Annotated in this window: 15 protein-coding genes; 8 read left to right on the forward strand and 7 right to left on the reverse strand. The window is 67.4% G+C overall.

Annotated elements, in window-relative coordinates; translation table 11 throughout:
- Positions 1-27: 27 nt before the first annotated feature.
- The 7 genes from M3C17_RS06685 to dnaA all read right to left on the reverse strand — a co-directional run bounded on the left by M3C17_RS06685 (position 28) and on the right by dnaA (position 10,036).
- The gene (locus M3C17_RS06685; protein WP_259976855.1) at positions 28-432 is read right to left on the reverse strand and encodes a DUF3566 domain-containing protein; all 405 of its coding nucleotides are present in this window, start codon (positions 430-432) and stop codon (positions 28-30) included.
- The gene (gene gyrA / locus M3C17_RS06690) at positions 429-2,987 is read right to left on the reverse strand and encodes a DNA gyrase subunit A (protein ID WP_259976856.1); all 2,559 of its coding nucleotides are present in this window, start codon (positions 2,985-2,987) and stop codon (positions 429-431) included. The genes M3C17_RS06685 and gyrA overlap by 4 nt, the downstream gene beginning before the upstream one ends.
- Positions 2,988-3,037: 50 nt before the next feature.
- On the reverse strand, positions 3,038-5,119 hold the full coding sequence (gyrB, locus tag M3C17_RS06695; RefSeq protein WP_259976857.1) for a DNA topoisomerase (ATP-hydrolyzing) subunit B: 2,082 nt from the start codon (positions 5,117-5,119) through the stop codon (positions 3,038-3,040).
- A gap of 118 nt (positions 5,120-5,237) precedes the next feature.
- Complete coding sequence (locus M3C17_RS06700) at positions 5,238-5,741, reverse strand: DUF721 domain-containing protein (protein WP_259976858.1); 504 nt, start codon at positions 5,739-5,741, stop codon at positions 5,238-5,240.
- Complete coding sequence (recF, locus tag M3C17_RS06705) at positions 5,734-6,948, reverse strand: DNA replication/repair protein RecF (RefSeq protein ID WP_259976859.1); 1,215 nt, start codon at positions 6,946-6,948, stop codon at positions 5,734-5,736. The genes M3C17_RS06700 and recF overlap by 8 nt, the downstream gene beginning before the upstream one ends.
- A 61-nt stretch (positions 6,949-7,009) precedes the next feature.
- Positions 7,010-8,152 carry a DNA polymerase III subunit beta gene (gene dnaN, locus M3C17_RS06710; RefSeq protein WP_259976860.1) on the reverse strand — a complete coding sequence of 381 codons (1,143 nt, stop codon included), beginning with the start codon at positions 8,150-8,152 and terminating at the stop codon, positions 7,010-7,012.
- 492 nt (positions 8,153-8,644) lie between these two features.
- On the reverse strand, positions 8,645-10,036 hold the full coding sequence (gene dnaA, locus M3C17_RS06715; RefSeq protein WP_259976861.1) for a chromosomal replication initiator protein DnaA: 1,392 nt from the start codon (positions 10,034-10,036) through the stop codon (positions 8,645-8,647).
- A gap of 314 nt (positions 10,037-10,350) precedes the next feature.
- Here dnaA and rpmH point away from each other — a divergent pair, with 314 nt between their 5' ends.
- The 8 genes from rpmH to M3C17_RS06755 all read left to right on the forward strand — a co-directional run bounded on the left by rpmH (position 10,351) and on the right by M3C17_RS06755 (position 17,978).
- On the forward strand, positions 10,351-10,488 hold the full coding sequence (rpmH, locus tag M3C17_RS06720) for a 50S ribosomal protein L34 (protein WP_022879826.1): 138 nt from the start codon (positions 10,351-10,353) through the stop codon (positions 10,486-10,488).
- A gap of 6 nt (positions 10,489-10,494) precedes the next feature.
- Entirely contained in the window at positions 10,495-10,845 is a 351-nt protein-coding gene (rnpA, locus tag M3C17_RS06725) for a ribonuclease P protein component (RefSeq protein WP_259976862.1), read from the forward strand.
- Positions 10,842-11,192: a membrane protein insertion efficiency factor YidD gene (gene yidD / locus M3C17_RS06730; RefSeq protein ID WP_259976863.1), complete on the forward strand. Its 351-nt coding sequence runs from the start codon at positions 10,842-10,844 to the stop codon at positions 11,190-11,192. Before rnpA ends, yidD begins: the two co-directional genes overlap by 4 nt.
- A gap of 3 nt (positions 11,193-11,195) precedes the next feature.
- The gene (yidC, locus tag M3C17_RS06735; RefSeq protein WP_259976864.1) at positions 11,196-12,266 is read left to right on the forward strand and encodes a membrane protein insertase YidC; all 1,071 of its coding nucleotides are present in this window, start codon (positions 11,196-11,198) and stop codon (positions 12,264-12,266) included.
- A complete protein-coding gene (locus M3C17_RS06740; protein WP_259976865.1) occupies positions 12,263-12,754 on the forward strand; it encodes a R3H domain-containing nucleic acid-binding protein in 492 nt (163 codons plus the stop codon). Before yidC ends, M3C17_RS06740 begins: the two co-directional genes overlap by 4 nt.
- A 33-nt stretch (positions 12,755-12,787) precedes the next feature.
- On the forward strand, positions 12,788-13,420 hold the full coding sequence (gene rsmG, locus M3C17_RS06745) for a 16S rRNA (guanine(527)-N(7))-methyltransferase RsmG (RefSeq protein ID WP_259976866.1): 633 nt from the start codon (positions 12,788-12,790) through the stop codon (positions 13,418-13,420).
- Positions 13,421-16,140: 2,720 nt separating this feature from the next.
- Positions 16,141-17,013 carry a ParA family protein gene (locus M3C17_RS06750; protein WP_311198435.1) on the forward strand — a complete coding sequence of 291 codons (873 nt, stop codon included), beginning with the start codon at positions 16,141-16,143 and terminating at the stop codon, positions 17,011-17,013.
- Positions 17,013-17,978: a ParB/RepB/Spo0J family partition protein gene (locus tag M3C17_RS06755; protein ID WP_259976868.1), complete on the forward strand. Its 966-nt coding sequence runs from the start codon at positions 17,013-17,015 to the stop codon at positions 17,976-17,978. Before M3C17_RS06750 ends, M3C17_RS06755 begins: the two co-directional genes overlap by 1 nt.
- The last annotated feature ends 35 nt before the right edge of the window (positions 17,979-18,013 follow it).

The following is an 18,013-nucleotide window of genomic DNA, read 5'->3' on the forward strand; positions in this document are numbered from 1 at the left end:
CAGCCCCCGCCCTTCGTGACAGCCGTGTCAGTTCGACATGAAGCCGACGAGCAGCCCGCCGGTCACCTTCACCGCCAGGTTGTAGATGCCGGCGACCACGGCGCCGAGCACCGTGAACACGATCAGGTTGAGGATCGCGACGACGGCGGCGAACGCCATCACCTGCGGCAGCCCGACGACCTCCGACAGCACGAACGCGTTGTCGGTGATGCCCTGCAGGAACTCGTCCGCGGTGGTCATGATGCCGGTCGCCTGGAGCACCAGGAAGATGAGGAAGAACGACACCATGGTGACCACGGCGAGGGCGACGGCTCCCAGGAAGGAGAGCTTCACCGCCGACCAGAAGTCGACGTAGACGAGTCGCAGGCGGACCTGCTTGCCGCCGGTCTTACGGGTCGACTTCTTCGCCAGCTTGTCGGCCACTGTGCTCATGCGTCTGTATCCTCGGGTGTCTCAGTCGTCTGGGGGGCCTCGGTGTCGGCATCCGTCTCTGCCTCTTCTTCGGCGAGACCACGCTCGCCGTTCCGGGCGATGGCGAGGATGCGATCGGCCTCCGTCGTGCGGGCGAACACCACTCCCATGGTGTCTCGACCCTTGGCGGGGACCTCGGCCACGGCAGAGCGTACCACCTTGCCGCTGGACAGAACCACCAAGACCTCGTCGTCCTCCGCGACGATCAGACCGCCCGCCAGAGTGCCCCGATCGTCGTTCAGCTTGGCGACCTTGATGCCCGTTCCGCCGCGGCCCTGGACGCGGTATTCCTCCACGGCCGTGCGCTTCGCGTAGCCCCCGTCGGTCACCACGAACACGTACTTGCCCGCGGCCGCGACCGAGGCGGAGAGCAGGCAGTCGCCGTCGATCTTGAACTTCATGCCGCGCACACCGGCTGTCGCGCGACCCATCGGACGCAGCGCCTCGTCGGTCGCCTCGAACCGGACGGACATGCCGCGGCGGCTGATGAGGAGGATGTCGTCCTCGGCGTTGACGAGCAGCGCGCTGACGAGTTCGTCGTCGTCGTTGAGGCGGATGGCGATCACGCCGCCCTGGCGGTTGGTGTCGTATGCGTCCAGACGGGTCTTCTTGACCAGACCGTCGCGCGTGGCGAGCACCAGGTAGTCCGCCACGGCGTAGTCGCGGATGTCGAGCACCTGGGCGATGCTCTCTTCCGGCTGCAGCGCGAGCAGGTTCGCGACGTGCGTGCCCTTCGCATCACGGCCGGCCTCCGGCACCTCGTAGGTCTTCGCGCGGTAGACGCGACCCTTGTCGGTGAAGAAGAGCAGCCAGTGGTGCGTGGTCGTCACGAAGAAGTGCTCGACGATGTCGTCGGCGCGCAGTTGCGCACCCTTCACGCCCTTGCCGCCGCGGTGCTGCGAGCGATAGTTGTCGCTGCGCGTGCGCTTGATGTAGCCCTCGCGCGTGACGGTGACGACCATCTCCTCCTCGGCGATGAGGTCTTCCATCGACACGTCGCCGTCGAAGCCGTGCAGGATGTGCGTGCGCCGCTCGTCGCCGAACTTGTCGACGATGCCGGTGAGCTCCTCGCGGATGATCGTGCGCTGGCGGCCCTCGTCGGCCAGGATCGCCTTGTAGTCGGTGATGAGCGCTTCGAGCTCGGTCGCCTGGTCGATGATCTTCTGGCGCTCGAGAGCGGCGAGGCGACGGAGCTGCATCTGCAGGATCGCGTCGGCCTGGATCTCGTCGATGTCGAGGAGCTTCTGCAGTCCCTCGTTCGCATCGGCCGTGGTCTGCGACCGCCGGATCAGCGCGATGACCTCGTCGAGCGCGTCGAGCGCCTTGAGGTAGCCGCGCAGGATGTGCATGCGCTTCTCGGCCTCGTTGAGCCGGAACTGGGTGCGGCGCACGATCACGTCGATCTGGTGGGCGATCCAGTTCGTGACGAAGCCGTCGATCGCGAGGGTGCGCGGCACGCCGTCGACGATCGCGAGCATGTTCGCGCCGAAGTTCTCCTGCAGCTGCGTGTGCTTGTACAGGTTGTTCAGCACGACCTTGGCGACCGCGTCGCGCTTGAGCACGACGACGAGACGCTGCCCTGTGCGGTCCGACGATTCGTCGCGGATGTCCGCGATCCCGGTGATCTTGCCGTCACGGGCGAGGTCGCCGATCTTCACCGCGACGTTGTCCGGGTTCACCTGGTACGGCAGCTCGGTGATCACCAGGCAGGTCCGGCCCTGGATCTCCTCGACGTTCACGACGGCGCGCATCGTGATCGAGCCGCGGCCCGTGCGATACGCCTCGTGGATCCCCTTCGTGCCGAGGATCTGGGCGCCGGTCGGGAAGTCGGGGCCGGGGATGCGCTGGATCAGCCCGTCGAGCAGCTCGTCCCGCGGGAGGTCCGGGTTGTCGAGCGCCCAGAGCGCCGCCTCGGAGACCTCGCGCAGGTTGTGCGGCGGGATGTTCGTGGCCATGCCGACCGCGATGCCGACCGAGCCGTTGACGAGCAGGTTCGGGAACCGCGCCGGGAGCACCGTCGGCTCCTGCGTCTGACCGTCGTAGTTGTCGGTGAACTCGACCGTGTCCTCTTCGATGTCCCGCACCATCTCCAGCGCGAGCGGGGCCATCTTGGTCTCGGTGTACCGCGGGGCCGCGGCGCCCATGTTGCCCGGAGAGCCGAAGTTGCCCTGGCCGAGCGCGAGCGGGTAGCGCAGCGACCACGGCTGCACGAGGCGGACGAGGGCGTCGTAGATCGCCGAGTCGCCGTGCGGGTGGTACTGCCCCATGACCTCGCCGACCACACGGGCGCACTTCGAGAACGACTTGTCCGGGCGGAAGCCGCCGTCGTACATGCCGTAGATCACGCGGCGGTGCACGGGCTTGAGACCGTCGCGCACATCCGGCAGCGCGCGGCCCACGATGACGGCCATGGCGTAGTCGAGGTAGCTGCGCTGCATCTCCGACTGCAGGTCGACCTGATCGATCTTGCCGTGGTCGTGACCCTCGTTGATGTCGGGGCGTTCTTCGTCAGTCATGTGTTCTCTTCGGTTTCCGGTGGTGGAGCGTGCGAGGGGGGAGCTCGCGCTCAGATGTCGAGGAAGCGGACGTCCTTGGCGTTGCGCTGGATGAAGCTCCGGCGCGACTCCACGTCCTCACCCATCAGGACGCTGAAGATCTCGTCGGCAGCCGCCGCGTCCTCGATGGTCACCTGACGGAGGGTCCGCGTGGTGTGATCCATCGTGGTCTCCCACAGCTCCTTGGCGTTCATCTCGCCGAGACCCTTGTAGCGCTGGATGCCCGCGTCCTTCGGGATGCGCTTGCCGTTGTCGAGGCCGTACTTCAGCAGCGCGTCGCGCTCGGCGTCGCTGAAGACGTACTCGTGCGGGGAGTTCGACCACTTCAGGCGATAGAGCGGCGGCATCGCCAGATACACGAACCCGGCCTCGATGAGCCCGCGCATGTAGCGGAACAGCAGCGTCAGCAGCAGCGTCGTGATGTGCTGGCCGTCCACGTCGGCATCGGCCATCAGCACGATCTTGTGGTACCGCGCCTTCTCGATGTCGAACTCCTCGCCGATGCCCGTGCCGAAGGCCTGGATCATCGCCTGGACTTCCTTGTTGCCGAGCGCCTTGTCGAGTCGCGCGCGCTCGACGTTGAGGATCTTGCCGCGCAGCGCCAGGATCGCCTGGGTGTGCGGGTCGCGCCCCTGCACCGCGGAGCCGCCGGCCGAGTCGCCCTCCACGAGGAAGATCTCGCTGATCGACGGGTCCTTGCTCGTGCAGTCCTTGAGCTTGTCCGGCATGGCGGCCGACTCGAACACGCTCTTCCGGCGAGCGGTCTCGCGCGCCTTCCGGGCGGCGAGTCGCGCGGTCGCCGCGTCGATCGCCTTGCGGATGACGTTCTTCGCCTGGTTCGGGTTGCGCTCGAACCAGTCGCCGAGCTGGTCGCCCACGACCTTCTGCACGAACGCCTTCGCTTCGGTGTTGCCGAGCTTGGTCTTGGTCTGCCCCTCGAACTGCGGCTCGCCGAGCTTGATCGAGATGACTGCGGTCAGACCCTCGCGCACGTCGTCGCCGGAGAGGTTGTCGTCCTTCTCCTTGAGCAGGTTGTTCGCACGGGCGTACCGGTTGACGAGGGTCGTGAGCGCCGCGCGGAACCCCTCCTCGTGCGTGCCGCCCTCGTGCGTGTTGATCGTGTTCGCGTAGGTGAACACGTTCTCGGTGTATGACGTGGTCCACTGCATCGCGACCTCGAGCGAGATCTTGCGCGTGGTGTCCTCCGACTCGAACGCGATGATCTCGTCGTTGACGACCTCGGCGTGACGCACCTTGTTCAGGTACTCGACGTAGTCGACGAGGCCGCGCTCGTAGAAGAACACGTCGGCGGGCTGCTTCGTGACCGCCTGTCCGTCCTCCTCCGTCTCGTACGCCGCGTCGGGCCGCTCGTCGGAGAGCTCGATGCGCAGGCCCTTGTTGAGGAAGGCCATCTGCTGGAACCGGGTGCGCAGGGTGTCGTAGTCGAACTCGACCGTCTCCTGGAAGATCCCGGCATCCGGCCAGAACGTGATGCTCGTCCCGGTCTCGTCGGTCGCCTCGCCCTTCTCCAGCTTCTGCTGAGGGACGCCGCCGTCGGCGAAGCTGTGCCGCCAGACGAAGCCCTTCTGCTTCACCTCGACCTCGAAGCGCGTGGAGAGCGCGTTCACGACGGAGGAGCCGACACCGTGCAGACCACCCGAGACGGCGTAGGCGCCGCCGCCGAACTTGCCGCCGGCGTGCAGGATCGTGAGCACGACCTCGACCGTGGACTTGGAGGGGTCGGAGGAGTGCGGGTCGACGGGGATGCCGCGGCCGTTGTCGATCACGCGGACACCGCCGTCCGCCAGCAGCGTCACCAGGATCGTGTCGGCGTAGCCGGCGAGGGCCTCATCGACGGAGTTGTCGACGATCTCGTACACCAGATGGTGCAGACCCCGCGGCCCCGTGGAGCCGATGTACATGCCGGGGCGCTTGCGGACGGCCTCCAGCCCTTCAAGGATCTGGATCGAGTCGGCGCCGTATTCCCCGGGCTGCTGCTTCGGGCGGTCGGTGGACGACTCGGCGGTTCCCTCGGGTGCGGGGGTTCCCCCGGTGTTCGATTCCGTCTCGTCAGCAGGGGATTCAGGCGTCATCAGAGGGCATTCTCCAGATCGATATCTCGAATCCCCATTCTAGCCGGGTTTCGAGTCGAAATGCCGCTCAACGGCCGCGTGTGGCCCTCTGAGCGTCGTGGACCCCTCGCATGGTGCCCTACCCGTAGGTATCGCGTGGGCCCCGTCCTGGAACGGCTCTGGGACCCCATTTCCAGGAGGGGACGTCCGGTCCGATGAAGCGCAGGTTCTCCACCCCGGCCTCGGGGTAACGACGACCGATCTCGGTGAGGATGGTCGCGCGCATGAACTGGAGGTTCTTCGCCCACGCGGTCGAATCGCACTTCACGGTCAGCAGTCCGCGCTCCAGGGACACCGGTTCCGAGTGCTTCGCGGTGTCGGCACCGGCGAGATCCGCCCACTGACGGACGAGGTCCTCGCGCGCCAGCGTCGTCTCCCACCCGGACTCACGGCTGAGCTTGTCGAGCACCGCACCGAGGGAGCCGGGGTCACGGCCGGGCGTGAACGGTGCGTTCTCGTCGTCCTCGGCGATCCGGCGCTTGCGCTTCCAGTTCTTCGCGCTGGGCTTGAGACCCCGCAGGCGCAGGTACGTGGCGACCGTCTCCGGGGCCTCGATCACGCTGTCGGTGGTGGCATCACTCATCGCGCTCGCCCTCCGCCTCTGCTGCGCGCTCCCGCTCGTCGCTGATGGTGCCGGCGCTGATCCGCACCACGTGGGCGTGCAGCACCGCGGGGATATCCTCCTCCACGGCAGCCGTCACCACCACCTGCTCATAACCCGAGGTCAGGGTGGCGAGCCGCTGCCTCCGGTCCGCGTCGAGCTCGGCGAACACGTCGTCGAGGATGAGCACGGGGTCGCCGGCCGGAGACTCGCTGCGCAGCAGCTCCGCCGAGGCGAGTCGCAGCGCGAGCGCGACGGACCACGATTCGCCGTGCGAGGCGTAGCCCTTGACCGGAAGATCGCGCACGCGGAGCACGAGGTCGTCGCGGTGCGGACCGGTGAGGGTGAGTCCGCGGTCGAGTTCGTTCGAGCGCTTCGCCGCGAGGGAGGCACGGAACAGCTCGGCGATCCGGCGGGCATCCACCTGCGGGCCGGTCCCGGGTGCCGGCGCGTCGTCCGAGCTCCCGGACTCGTCGTCCTCCGGGTCGCCGCCGGCGACGGACAGCGCCCACTCGAGTCGCGGGCGGTGGTCCGCACCCGCGATCGCGGCGTAGGCGTCGGTCACCGGCTGCTGCAGGTCGGCGGCAAGTCGCTGGCGAGCCGTGATGATCTCGGAGCCGAGCGCGACCAGCTTGTCATCCCACACGTCGAGCGTGCTCAACCCTTCGCCGCGGACACCGCGTGCGCGTGCCGACTTCAGCAGGGCGTTGCGCTGCTTGAGCACGCGGTCGTAGTCGGCGAGCACGGCGGACAGCCGCGGTGTGCGCTGGATGAGCAGCTGATCGGCGAACCGTCGCCGCGACGAGGGATCGCCGCGGACGATCTGCAGATCCTCCGGAGCGAAGAGCACCACATGTGCGTAACGAGGGAGTTCGTTGGGCTTCGACGGCGAGCCGTTGATCCTGGCCTTGTTGGAGCCCTGCCTGTTGAGCTGCACCTCGACGAGCACCCGACGCTCGCCGTGCGACAGGCGTGCGCGGATGACGGCGAACTCCTGCCCGTCGCGCACCATCGGCGCATCCGACGAGACCCGGTGCGAGCCCAGCGTCGCCAGGAACACCACGGCTTCGGCGAGGTTCGTCTTGCCCTGTCCGTTGCGCCCGACGAGGACGTTCGGCCCCCGGTGCAGGGCCAGTTCGGCGGTCGCGTAATTGCGGAAATCGACCAGGCTGAGATGCTCCACAATCACGGAGCCAGCCTACCTTTCGGGTCCGACACCGCGGCCGGCCCCCGCCCGTTCCCTGCGGCGATCAGCGCAGGAGCAGGTTCGGCTGCAGCAGGTACTTGAACGAGTCGAGTCCGGCCTGGTCGACCGAGGTCTGGCTCGTGATCAGCACGGGGCTGAGCTTGTTGGCGTTGTCGCTGGAGGTGAACGTGACGCGCACGAACTCGCTCTTCACGGCACCGAGAGCCTCGATCAGGTACTGCGGGTTGAGGCCGAGCGTCACCTCGTCCCCGCCGGACAGGATCGCGTCGACCGACTCGGAGGCGCGGGCGTGCTCGCTGCCGGACGCGTCCATCGTCACACTGTCGGCGGAGAACGTGAACCGCAGCGGAGCGGCGCGGTCGAGCACGAGGGACACGCGGCGGACGGCCTCGATCAGCTCGCCCGTGTTGACGACCGCGTAATGGTCGGTCTGCTCGGGGAACAGCCGGCGCACGGGCGGGAAGTTTCCCTTGATCAGCAGCGACGTCACCGTCTTGTTGCCCGCGGTGAAGGCGATGATCTCGCGGTCACCCGCTCCGGAGAAGGCGATCTGGATCGTGCCGGCGTGGCCGAAGGTCTTGCCGACCTCGAGCAGCGTGCGCGCCGGGACGAGCGCGGTGGCATCGACGGCCTCACCGTCCCAGGGCACGTCGCGCAGCGACACCCGGTAGCGGTCGGTGGCGACGAGGCTCAGCGTCTGACCCGTGACCTCGAGCTGCACACCGGTCAGCACCGGGGTGACGTCGTCACGGGACGCGGCGAAACCGACCTGGGCGATCGCGGTGCCGAACTCGTCGGCCGGGACGACGCCCGAGGAACCGGAGACCTCGGGGATCGACGGGTATTCCTCGACCGGCATGGCCGCGAGCGTGAAGCGCGCCGAACCGCAGGTGACCGCGATGCCGCCGTCGTCCTCCACCGCGATCTCGATCGGGGCGTTCGGGAGCCGGCTCGCGATGTCGGACAGGAGGCGGCCGTGCACGAGGATCGTGCCCGGGGTCTCGACCGTGGCCTCGATGGTCGTGCGCGCTGATGCCTCGTAGTCGAAGGCGGAGAGTGTGAGTCCCGAGCCGTCGGCCTCGATCAGCACACCGGCCAGGATCGGCTGCGGGTTTCGCTGGGGGAGGAGCTTGACGACGAAGGACACAGCCTCGCTGAAGACATCGCGGTTGACCTGAAACCTCACGGGTGCTCCCTTGTCGTCGGAGTGACGGGTCGTCATCGGGGTCCTGCCAGTGCAGGGCTTCCCATGCTAGCCCCACAGTCACGCGGTTCCCTACGTCGAGCCGCGCTCGACCGGCCCGCCCGGTTCTCCCCACCGTCTGGTGATCGGATCGCACCCTGAATGACTTAACTCCTTAACGGTGTTAACACCTGTGGATACTGTGGATAAGTCGGTGGAAAGCAGACGCGAGTAGGGAACTACAAGGTTGTCACTTGTGGAGACGCTGAGGAATCCGCGGGTTGACGGGGTATGGACGCTTTGGCGGTGTCGACCGGTTATCCACAGGTTTCCTCGATCGACCCACATCCGAGGGCTTCCGATCCACGGTCATCCACAAGTTATCCACATGTGCATAGACGCATCTATCGGGGCCACGCGATCGCTGTCACGCACGACGAAGGGGACGGGCCATCCGTGGATGGCCCGTCCCCGTGGACGTGCGGTGCGGCGGTCTCAGCGCCGACCGAGCTGCGTGGTGATCTCCGTCACCTGGTTGTAGATGGAGCGGCGCTCCTTCATCAGCTCACTGATCTTCTTGTACGCGTACATCACCGTGGTGTGGTCGCGGTTGCCGAACAGCTGCCCGATCTTCGGGAGAGAGAGGCTCGTGCGCTCGCGGCACAGGTACATCGCGATCTGCCGGGCGGTGGCGATCTGCTGGGAGCGGCTCGATCCGTACAGGTCGTCGACCGTGAGCTTGAAGTACTGCGCGGTCGCCGTGATGATGTCGGTCGGCGAGATGATGTTGTCCTCTGCCGTGTCGATGATGTCGCGGAGCACGGTCTGGGCGAGGGAGATGTCGAGCGCGGAGCGGTTCAGGCTGGCGAACGCGGAGACGCGGATCAGCGCACCCTCCAGCTCGCGGATGTTCGACGACACGACGGTGGCGATGTACTCGAGCACCTCGTCCGGGATGTGCAGCGCCTCGCTCTGCGCCTTCTTGCGGAGGATCGCGATGCGGGTCTCGAGGTCGGGCGCCTGCACGTCGGTGATGAGGCCCCACTCGAAGCGGCTGCGCATGCGGTCCTCGAAGCCCGTGAGATGCTTCGGCGCCACGTCGCTCGTGATCACGACCTGCTTGTTGTGGTCGTGCAGGGTGTTGAACGTGTGGAAGAAGGCCTCCTGGGTCTCGGCGCGACCCTGCAGGAACTGGATGTCGTCGATGAGGAGGATGTCGACGTCGCGGTAGCGCGCCTGGAAGGCGGCGCCCCGGTTGTTCGCGATCGAGTTGATGAAGTCGTTCGTGAACTCCTCGCTGGAGACGTAGCGCACCTTCACCCCGGCGTAGAGGGACTGTGCGTAGTCGCCGATCGCGTGGAGGAGGTGGGTCTTGCCGAGGCCGGAGTCGCCGTAGATGAACAGCGGGTTGTAGGCCTTGGCCGGCGCTTCGGCCACGGCGACGGCTGCCGCATGCGCGAAGCGGTTGGACTGGCCGATCACGAAGTTGTCGAAGGTGTACTTGGGGTTGAGCCGCGACTCGTGGCGCAGCTGCGTGGGCTGTTCCATGGGGGACTCGACGCGGGCCGGCTCCTGGCGTCCGAAGTCGGCGACCGCGATCGGCGCCGTCGGCTGCTCCGCGAGTTCGTGGTTCACCACGACGCGGTACGAGGTGACCTCGTCCCCGATGTGGGTGAGCGCCTCCATGATCGGCAGCCGGAGCCGCTTGTTGATCTGGGCGGCGGTGAGGTCGTTCGGGACCTCCAGGTACAGCGTCGCCGCCATCACCCCGGCGGGGACGGCGAGGCTGAGGAAGCCCTGCAGCTGCGGGGTGACCCGATCGTCCGCCTCGAGCAGCTCCTGCACCGTGGTCCAGATCGGGACGTCGGGCTGGGCTGGTGAGGACATGGTGCTCCGGACGGGGGAAGGGTCGGGGTCGACATGCCTGGCCCCTGTGGATAACTTCGGATGCCACGGTAGTCACACCGGCCCCGAACAGCAACCTGCCCTTGGAAACACGGGCGCGTGTTGCGCGGGCCGGGCGCGTCCAGGTTGTGGATAATGGCTGTGCGGTACGTGATCCTCTTCGAGCGCGGCAGGGAGCAGATTTGCCCTGTGCGCCGCCAAGACGTACCCTTAATCGGTTGACTTATGCCTATTCGGCAGTTCCCCATGTCTCCGGTCGAAAGTGATTCCGGTGGCAGCATTCCCGGAGTGATTTCATGAGCAAGCGCACCTTCCAGCCCAACAACCGTCGTCGCGCCAAGAAGCACGGCTTCCGCGCCCGCATGCGCACCCGCGCCGGCCGTGCCATCCTGTCGGCACGCCGGGCGAAGGGCCGCACCGAGCTCTCTGCGTAAGCAGCCGTGCTCGCCCGCCCGTTCCGGCTGACCCGCGGGAGCGACTACCGACTGGTCGTTCGACGCGGATCCCGCTGTGGCGGGGCGCGCGTGGTCACGTCCATGCTGTCGACGGGCGAGAGCAGAGCCGCGCGGTTCGGGTTCATCATCAGCAAGCAGGTGGGCACCGCCGTGGTGCGCAACACCGTGCGTCGGCGTCTGAAAGCCGTCTGCGCGGAGGCGCTCCCGCGTGTTCCTCAGGGCACGGATGTCGTCATCCGTGCCCTTCCTGCGTCTGCCACCGCGTCCATCGGGGAGCTGCGTGCCGACGTGCACCGCTGCCTCGGGCGCCTCGCGCCGACCGAGGTGACATCGTGACCGCGCTGCCGGCGTCATCCGTCGGGACAGGGGAGCTCCACGGGCGCGACGCGCTCAGGGCCATTCCGTTGATCCCGCGCAACGCCGTCCTCGCCTTCCTGACCGGGTACCGCAAGGTGATCTCCCCGCTGTACGGCGACGTGTGTGCGTACTACCCCTCCTGTTCCGCCTACGCTGTAGGTGCGGTGCAGCAGCACGGCGCCGTCCGGGGAGCGTTGCTCTCCTTCTGGCGCATCCTCCGCTGCAATCCCTGGACTCGCGGCGGCGTCGACGACGTCACGCCGCACGACCACTTCCGCTACGACCTGACCGCTCATGGTTTCGTCGTTCCCTCCCGAAAGGACTGATCGGTGGGCCTTGACCTCCTGTTCGCCAGCACCACCCCCAGCCCCGAACCGGCTGCGGGCGGGTTCGATCTGCTCGGCACCATCCTCTGGCCGCTGAAGTGGGTCGTCGAGCTCATCCTCGTCGCCTGGCACTGGCTGCTCACCGCCGTCGGACTCCCGGCCGCCTCGGGCATCACCTGGGTGCTGTCGATCGTCGGTCTCGTGATCGTGGTGCGCGCGGCGCTCATCCCGCTGTTCGTGAAGCAGATCAAGAGCCAGCGGAAGATGATGGAAATCGCTCCTGAACTGCGAAAAGTTCAGGAGAAGTACCGCGGCAAGAAGGATCAGCTCTCTCGCGAGGCGATGAGCCGCGAGACGATGGCGCTGTACAAGAAGCACGGCACGACACCCATGTCGAGCTGTCTGCCGCTCCTGGTGCAGATGCCGATCTTCTTCTCGCTGTACAGCGTGCTGAGCGACGTCAGCAAGCACGCGAAGGACAACGTCGGTGGCGTCGGCCTCCTCAGCCCGGAGCTGACCCAGGAGTTCTACGACGCCAAGCTGTTCGGCGTCGCCTCCCTGCACGAGACGCTCGGCAACGCGATCGAGACGAGCAACACGACGGCGATCATCATCCTCGTCACGCTGGTCGTGCTCATGATCGCCTCGCAGTTCTTCACGCAGCTGCAGATCATCTCCAAGAACCTGTCGCCGGAGGCCAAGACCGGCCAGGCGTACCAGATGCAGAAGATCATGCTCTACGTGCTGCCGCTGGGCTTCATCTTCTCCGGTGTCTTCTTCCCGCTCGGCGTCGTCGTGTACTGGTTCATCTCGAACCTGTGGACCATGGGTCAGCAGTTCCTCGTGATCCGCGAGATGCCGACCCCGGGCTCCGAGGCGGCCAAGGCCCGCGAGGAGCGACTGGCGCGCAAGGGCAAGGCGATCGACTCCTCCGGCAAGGTCGTCCCGATGTCGGTGTACGAGGCGGAGCAGCAGCGACTCCTCGAAGAGGCGGAGAAGGCGAAGGCCGAGGCTCCGAAGCGTCAGCAGCCCGTGGGCAAGAAGCGGGCGAAGAAGAAGGGGAGCGGTTCATGAGCGAGGTCGTGACCGGGAGCACCGAGCCGACGGTGGCACAGCTCGAGCACGAGGGTGACGTCGCCGCCGACTACCTCGAGGAGCTTCTCGACATCGCGGACATCGATGGGGACCTCAACCTCGACGTCCGCCAGGGTCGCGCCTACGTCTCGGTGGAGGCAGAGGGCGACGGACTGTCCGTGCTGTCGGCGCCGGAGACCGTGCAGGCCCTCCAGGAGCTCACCCGCCTGGCCGTCCAGAACAAGACCGGCTCCTTCTCGCGTCTGATCCTCGACATCGGTGGATCCCGCGACACGCGCCGTCGTCAGCTGGAGACGCTGGTGGAGGCGGCCGCGGCGAAGCTCGACGAGGGGTCCTCCCAGGCATCGCTTCCCGCGATGTCGAGCTACGAGCGCAAGCTGGTGCACGACATCGCCGCCGACCGCGGCCTGGTCTCCGAGTCGTACGGCGAGGGCGCGGATCGGCACACCGTCCTGCGTCGGCGCTGAGCTGCTGGTGCTTCGTCGGTTCGGGAAGACAGCATGAGTGCAGTGGAAGCGGAGCCCGCGGTTGCCGCGTCGCTGTTCGGCGATCGCATAGAGCTGGCTCGCGCGTTCACCGAGGCGCTCGCGCGCGAGGGGGAACAGCGTGGCCTCATCGGGCCGCTGGAACTCCCTCGGCTGTGGACTCGGCACATTCTGAACAGTGCGATCGCCGCGCCGCTGTTCCACGGGTCCGTTGCGGACATCGGCTCGGGCGCCGGGCTGCCCGGGCTGGTGCTGGCCATCGCGCGCCCCGATGTGTCATGGACTCTGATCGAGCCGATGGAGCGTCGCGTCACCTGGTTGAACGAGCAGGTCGCGGCGCTGGAGCTCGCGAACGTCACCGTGCTGCGAGCTCGCGCGGAGGACGTGAAGGCGGGTGAGGGGTTCGACGTCGTGACGGCGCGGGCGGTGAGTGCGCTCCGCACGCTCATTCCGCTGACCGCTCCGCTTGCGCGGGATGGGGGAGAGCTGACGCTGCTGAAGGGGCTGAACGCCGCCAACGAGATCGAGGCGGCGCAGAAGCAGATCAAGAAGTTCCGACTCTCCGACGTGCGGGTGGAAGTGCTGGGTGAAGGAGTCCTGCCGGAGACGACTCGCGTCGTTCGAGCCCGGGTGCGAGAGACGGCCTGATTCCGGGAGCGTCCGGCTGTCGTCCACGCCGTGTTTCACGTGAAACATGAAGCCTCGATCGCCGGCCGCGGGTGCCTCGGTCACCGAGAGGGTCCGTGGTGCGGGTTGATGGTGTGTGGCAGTGGCGTGTGCGTTCTCTGCTTGCCGCGAGGGCGCGGACCGTCTTACGTCCTGGGTGTTCTCAGGGCGTGAGGCTGCAGTGGTCCGCGCGACCGGATCTCCAGGATTGGGGATCGCGAGGTCTCGTTCGGGCGTCGTCGCGGTGGCGGCCGTGGGCGACTCGCCTGTGCACGGGGATGTGCTCCGCGTGACGGAGTCCATTGTGACGGCTTCTGCTGGGCGGATGTCTCCCGCTGATCGAGGACTGTACGGGTGGATGGTTCCTCGCTGGTCGAGGACCGGTGCTGTTGAGGTGGGCACGCCGGGAGAGACGGGTTCGCCGAGCGTGCGGTATTACTCGGCACCCAGTTCCACCGGCCGGACTGATCGGTGGCCTGCGGGGTGGATCGGGGATGCATCTCCTCGGGTCAGGTGCTTCCCGCGCGCGCGATTCACGTGAAACATCGAAGTTCTCGCGTCCCGCGATGGTCTGCATTGGTTTTGGTGGGGGTGTGGCCGTTCGGGCGCGCCCCGGCGACCAGTCATTGGCGGTTGCGCTTTGTGGCTGCGGCATTTCGCGTGAAGCATCACGCTGATCGAGTCCAACGATGGTCTACGTCGGCTTGGGCGGGCAGGGCTTTTCGGGCGAGGCACGGCGTTTAGTCGTTTGCGGTTGCGTTGTGGCGACGGGGCGGCGTTTCACGTGAAACATCGAAGTGCTGGCGTTCAGCGGCTGGCTGGACCGCGTGGCGCGTGTCTATTCGATCGAGTCGGCGCGTGTCGTGGCTCGTGGCCGGTGCCCCTTTCGCGAAGGAGAGTCGCCCTCCAGTCGAAGTTCACCGCACGCCCGATAGCGTGGCCCGCCGCTAGGAAGCAGACCCCATACGGGACCAGAGGCTAACTGCACGATCTCTGCGTGGGTGTGTCCGTCAGGGGAGTTCGTTGCGACTAGCGACCACGGATTGTTGTCTTCTCGGCGCGGCGGTTCCCATGAGGGTGGGCGTTGGTGCCTTCACTATCGCCGGCAGTGGGCTGGGCGGTGTCGGCGGGGACGCGCGATGGCGATCAGGTGCTGAGGTCGCCGTCTTTGGCGCAGCGGGGCGTTTCACGTGAAACATCGAGCTGCTCGTGTTCGGGCTGCTGAGATTCGCGGCCCATGTTGCGGTCTGGACGTTTCACGTGAAACCCCGAATCGGGCGCATTCGGCGGTGGTCAGATCGCCCGCATGGGCGGATCCTTCGGCCCGACCAGGGCGTGAGGAGGCTCGCGGACTTCGCCCTGGCGCTGGAGCGAGGGCCAGGACGCCGACGTGTCTGTCTGGAGGGGTAGGGACGGTCGGCGATCACGGCTTGCTGTTCCCCCGGGGGGCGGCGCCAACAAAGCGGGACGTGCTCGCGTTCAGCGATGGTCGGCACCGGGCTGGGGAGCGGGTGTCCGCTTGGGCGGGCGATGAAACCCTGCTGAGTTGAGTCCGATCGCGACGGCGGCGTTTCACGTGAAACATGGAGTCGCATGCGCTCTGCGTTTGATGAGGACGTGCGGGCGGTCTTCGGTGTGATTTCTGACCACGGCCGTCTGGGCTGTTCATGGTGTCGCCGTTGCTGCCCGCCGCCGGGACGAGCGGGGGCTCGACGCCTCAACTGTCGCCGGCGCCGGTATCCGCGCGGTCCCGAAGGGTCATCCGTAGGGGGTGGGGCGGAGGTCGCCGCGGCCATCCACGGGCGGAGCCCTGCCGTCAGGATGCAGCTTGGGGTTTCAGCTCACGCCAACGCGGGTCGGGGGGAGGTGGCGCGTTAACGGAGAGTCACGGCCGTGGCATCACCATGTTTCACGTGAAACACAGTGTTGAGGAGGCGCTTCGGTCGCTTGACATGTCCCCCGCTTGCGCGTCCGTGCCATCATCGTTCGCCAGCTGCCGGTAGCGGCCAGCGAGCCCCCATCCGGGCGAATCGCTGGAAGCGCCTGATCGGCTGGCCGCGCGGCGGAGGGAACGGCGATGTCGCTCCACGCTGAGGTTGTGCGAGCGGCGTCACCACGGGTTCCCGTGGGGAATGTCCATCTGTAGGAGGCCAATGCAGGCCAAGGTCGTCCAGTGACACACCTGTTTCGTTGCCGCATGGCTGCGGGGGCAGGCCGGGTCTGCCGCCGCGAGTGCCGTATGGCGACCTTCATCAGACGGGGACGCCGGATCGCGTCCAGAGACGTGGCCGGGTCCAGACGATTCTCGGGGGTCTCTGCGCCATGGTGTCGGTGCGGCAGGCGAACGAGCGCGGGTGTACCACGGTGCACGAGCCGGCGGGAACGGAGGGTGGGACTGGAGGGGAACCGGGGAGCGGGGACCGGAGGGCGGGGGCGGGGAGGGTGGGATCGGTGGGATCGGCGGGTGTGGACCGGGGCTGGGCGCGAGGAAGTACCGGGGAGCGGGGGAGGGGGTGATTCTGGGGCGACGTGCGGGCGTCGCCGGCCGCGGGAGGCGGCGCCGGGGTGAAGGACGTGCGCCGGGGGAGCGGCATCGGTGAACGAGGGTCGGTCCTGGCGATTAGAGTGGAACGCGGCCCCGAAAGGAGTGGATGTTTCACGTGAAACAGTCCGAGAAGACACCGTCGAACGACTCGTTCGGGATGGATACCCCCCTGGCGCGCGAACTCGCCGACCTCTCCGCTCGTCGCCGCGCACTGGAGGCCGTGACCGTCGAGTTCAGCGGGAAGACCCGCGTTCTCACGGTTTCGAACCAGAAGGGTGGCGTCGGCAAGACGACGAGCGCGGTGAACATCGCTTCGGCTCTCGCCGGCCTCGGGGCCACCGTCCTCGTGATCGACCTCGACCCGCAGGGCAACGCCTCGACGGCGCTCGGTGTGCCCCACAACGCCGACACACCCAGCGTGTACGACGTCCTGATCGACGAGTTCCCGCTCGCGGAGATCGTGCAGCCCAGTCCGGAGAACCCGCGACTCTTCTGCGCCCCCAGCACCATCCACCTCGCCGGCGCGGAGATCGAGCTCGTCGCGCAGGTCGCCCGAGAGCATCGTCTGCGTCGTGCCCTGGAGGATTACCTCGCCGAGCACCCCGTCGACTTCGTGATCATCGACTGCCCTCCCTCGCTCGGGCTGCTCACGATCAACGCCTTTACGGCGGCGACTGAGGTGTTCATCCCCATCCAGTGCGAGTACTACGCGCTGGAGGGGCTGAGCCAGCTCCTCGGCAGCATCCAGATGATCCAGAAGCACCTCAACCCCGCGCTGCACCTGTCTACCATCCTCCTCACGATGTTCGACGGGCGCACACGCCTCGCGCAGCAGGTCGCGGAAGAGGTGCGCACCCACTTCCCGACGCAGGTGCTGGACACTGTCATCCCTCGGTCGGTACGTGTATCCGAGGCCCCCAGTTTCGGCCAGACGGTCATCGCCTACGACGGTCAGTCCGCCGGGGCGATCGCCTACCGTGAGGCCGCCGTCGAGATCGCGTCCCGAGTGACGCAGAGCAAGGAGAGATAATGGCGAAGCGCACGGGACTCGGCCGAGGCATCGGAGCCCTCATCCCCACGGCGGACCAGGCCGAGCGACCGGTCGACGTCTTCTTCCCCGGGGCCAGCCTGCGCCCCGCCGAGACGGAGGCCGTGGCCGCGCCCACGGCCGACGCCGACCTCGAAGCGGTGCCCGGGATCCACCTCATCCAGATCGACCCGCAGGCCATCGTGCCGAACCCGCGCCAGCCGCGCACGCACTTCAACCCCGATGACCTCGCCGAGCTCGTGCACAGCGTGCGCGAGTTCGGTGTGCTGCAGCCCGTGGTCGTGCGGAAGAACGCCGACGGCGAGTACGAGCTCATCATGGGGGAGCGGCGCACCCGGGCCGCACGCGAAGCCGGCCTGGACGCCATCCCCGCGATCGTCCGTGACACCGCCGACGAGGATCTGCTGCGCGACGCCCTCCTGGAGAACCTCCACCGGTCGGAGCTGAACCCGCTCGAAGAGGCATCCGCCTACCAGCAGCTGCTCGAGGACTTCGGCATCACGCAGGAGGAGCTCGCGGCACGCATCGGTCGTTCCCGCCCCCAGATCAGCAACACGATCCGCCTGCTCAAGCTGCCGGTTCCCGTGCAGCAGCGCGTCGCCGCCGGTGTCCTCTCCGCCGGTCACGCCCGCGCGATCCTCAGCCTGGACAGCCCCGAGTCGATGCAGCGGCTGGCCGACAAGGTCGTGAACGAGGACCTCTCGGTGCGCGCCACCGAGGAGGCTGCCAAGGCGCAGCCGTCCGCCGGCAAGGCTCCCAAGCCGACCCCGGGCGCGCGTCGCGCCTACCTCGACGAGGTCGCCGGCAAGCTCGGAGACCGACTCAACACCCGGGTGCGCATCTCCCTCGGAGCGCGGAAAGGCCAGGTCACGATCGATTTCGCGTCGATCCAGGACCTGAACCGGATTCTCGAGGAGCTCGGCGAAGAAGGCTACGGCCGGTCCTGACGCCCCCGGAAGTCGGGCAGGGAGCCCTAGACTCA

The sequence above is a fragment of the Microbacterium sp. p3-SID336 genome, assembly GCF_025143365.1.
In the GTDB taxonomy this organism is placed as follows: Bacteria; Actinomycetota; Actinomycetes; order Actinomycetales; family Microbacteriaceae; genus Microbacterium.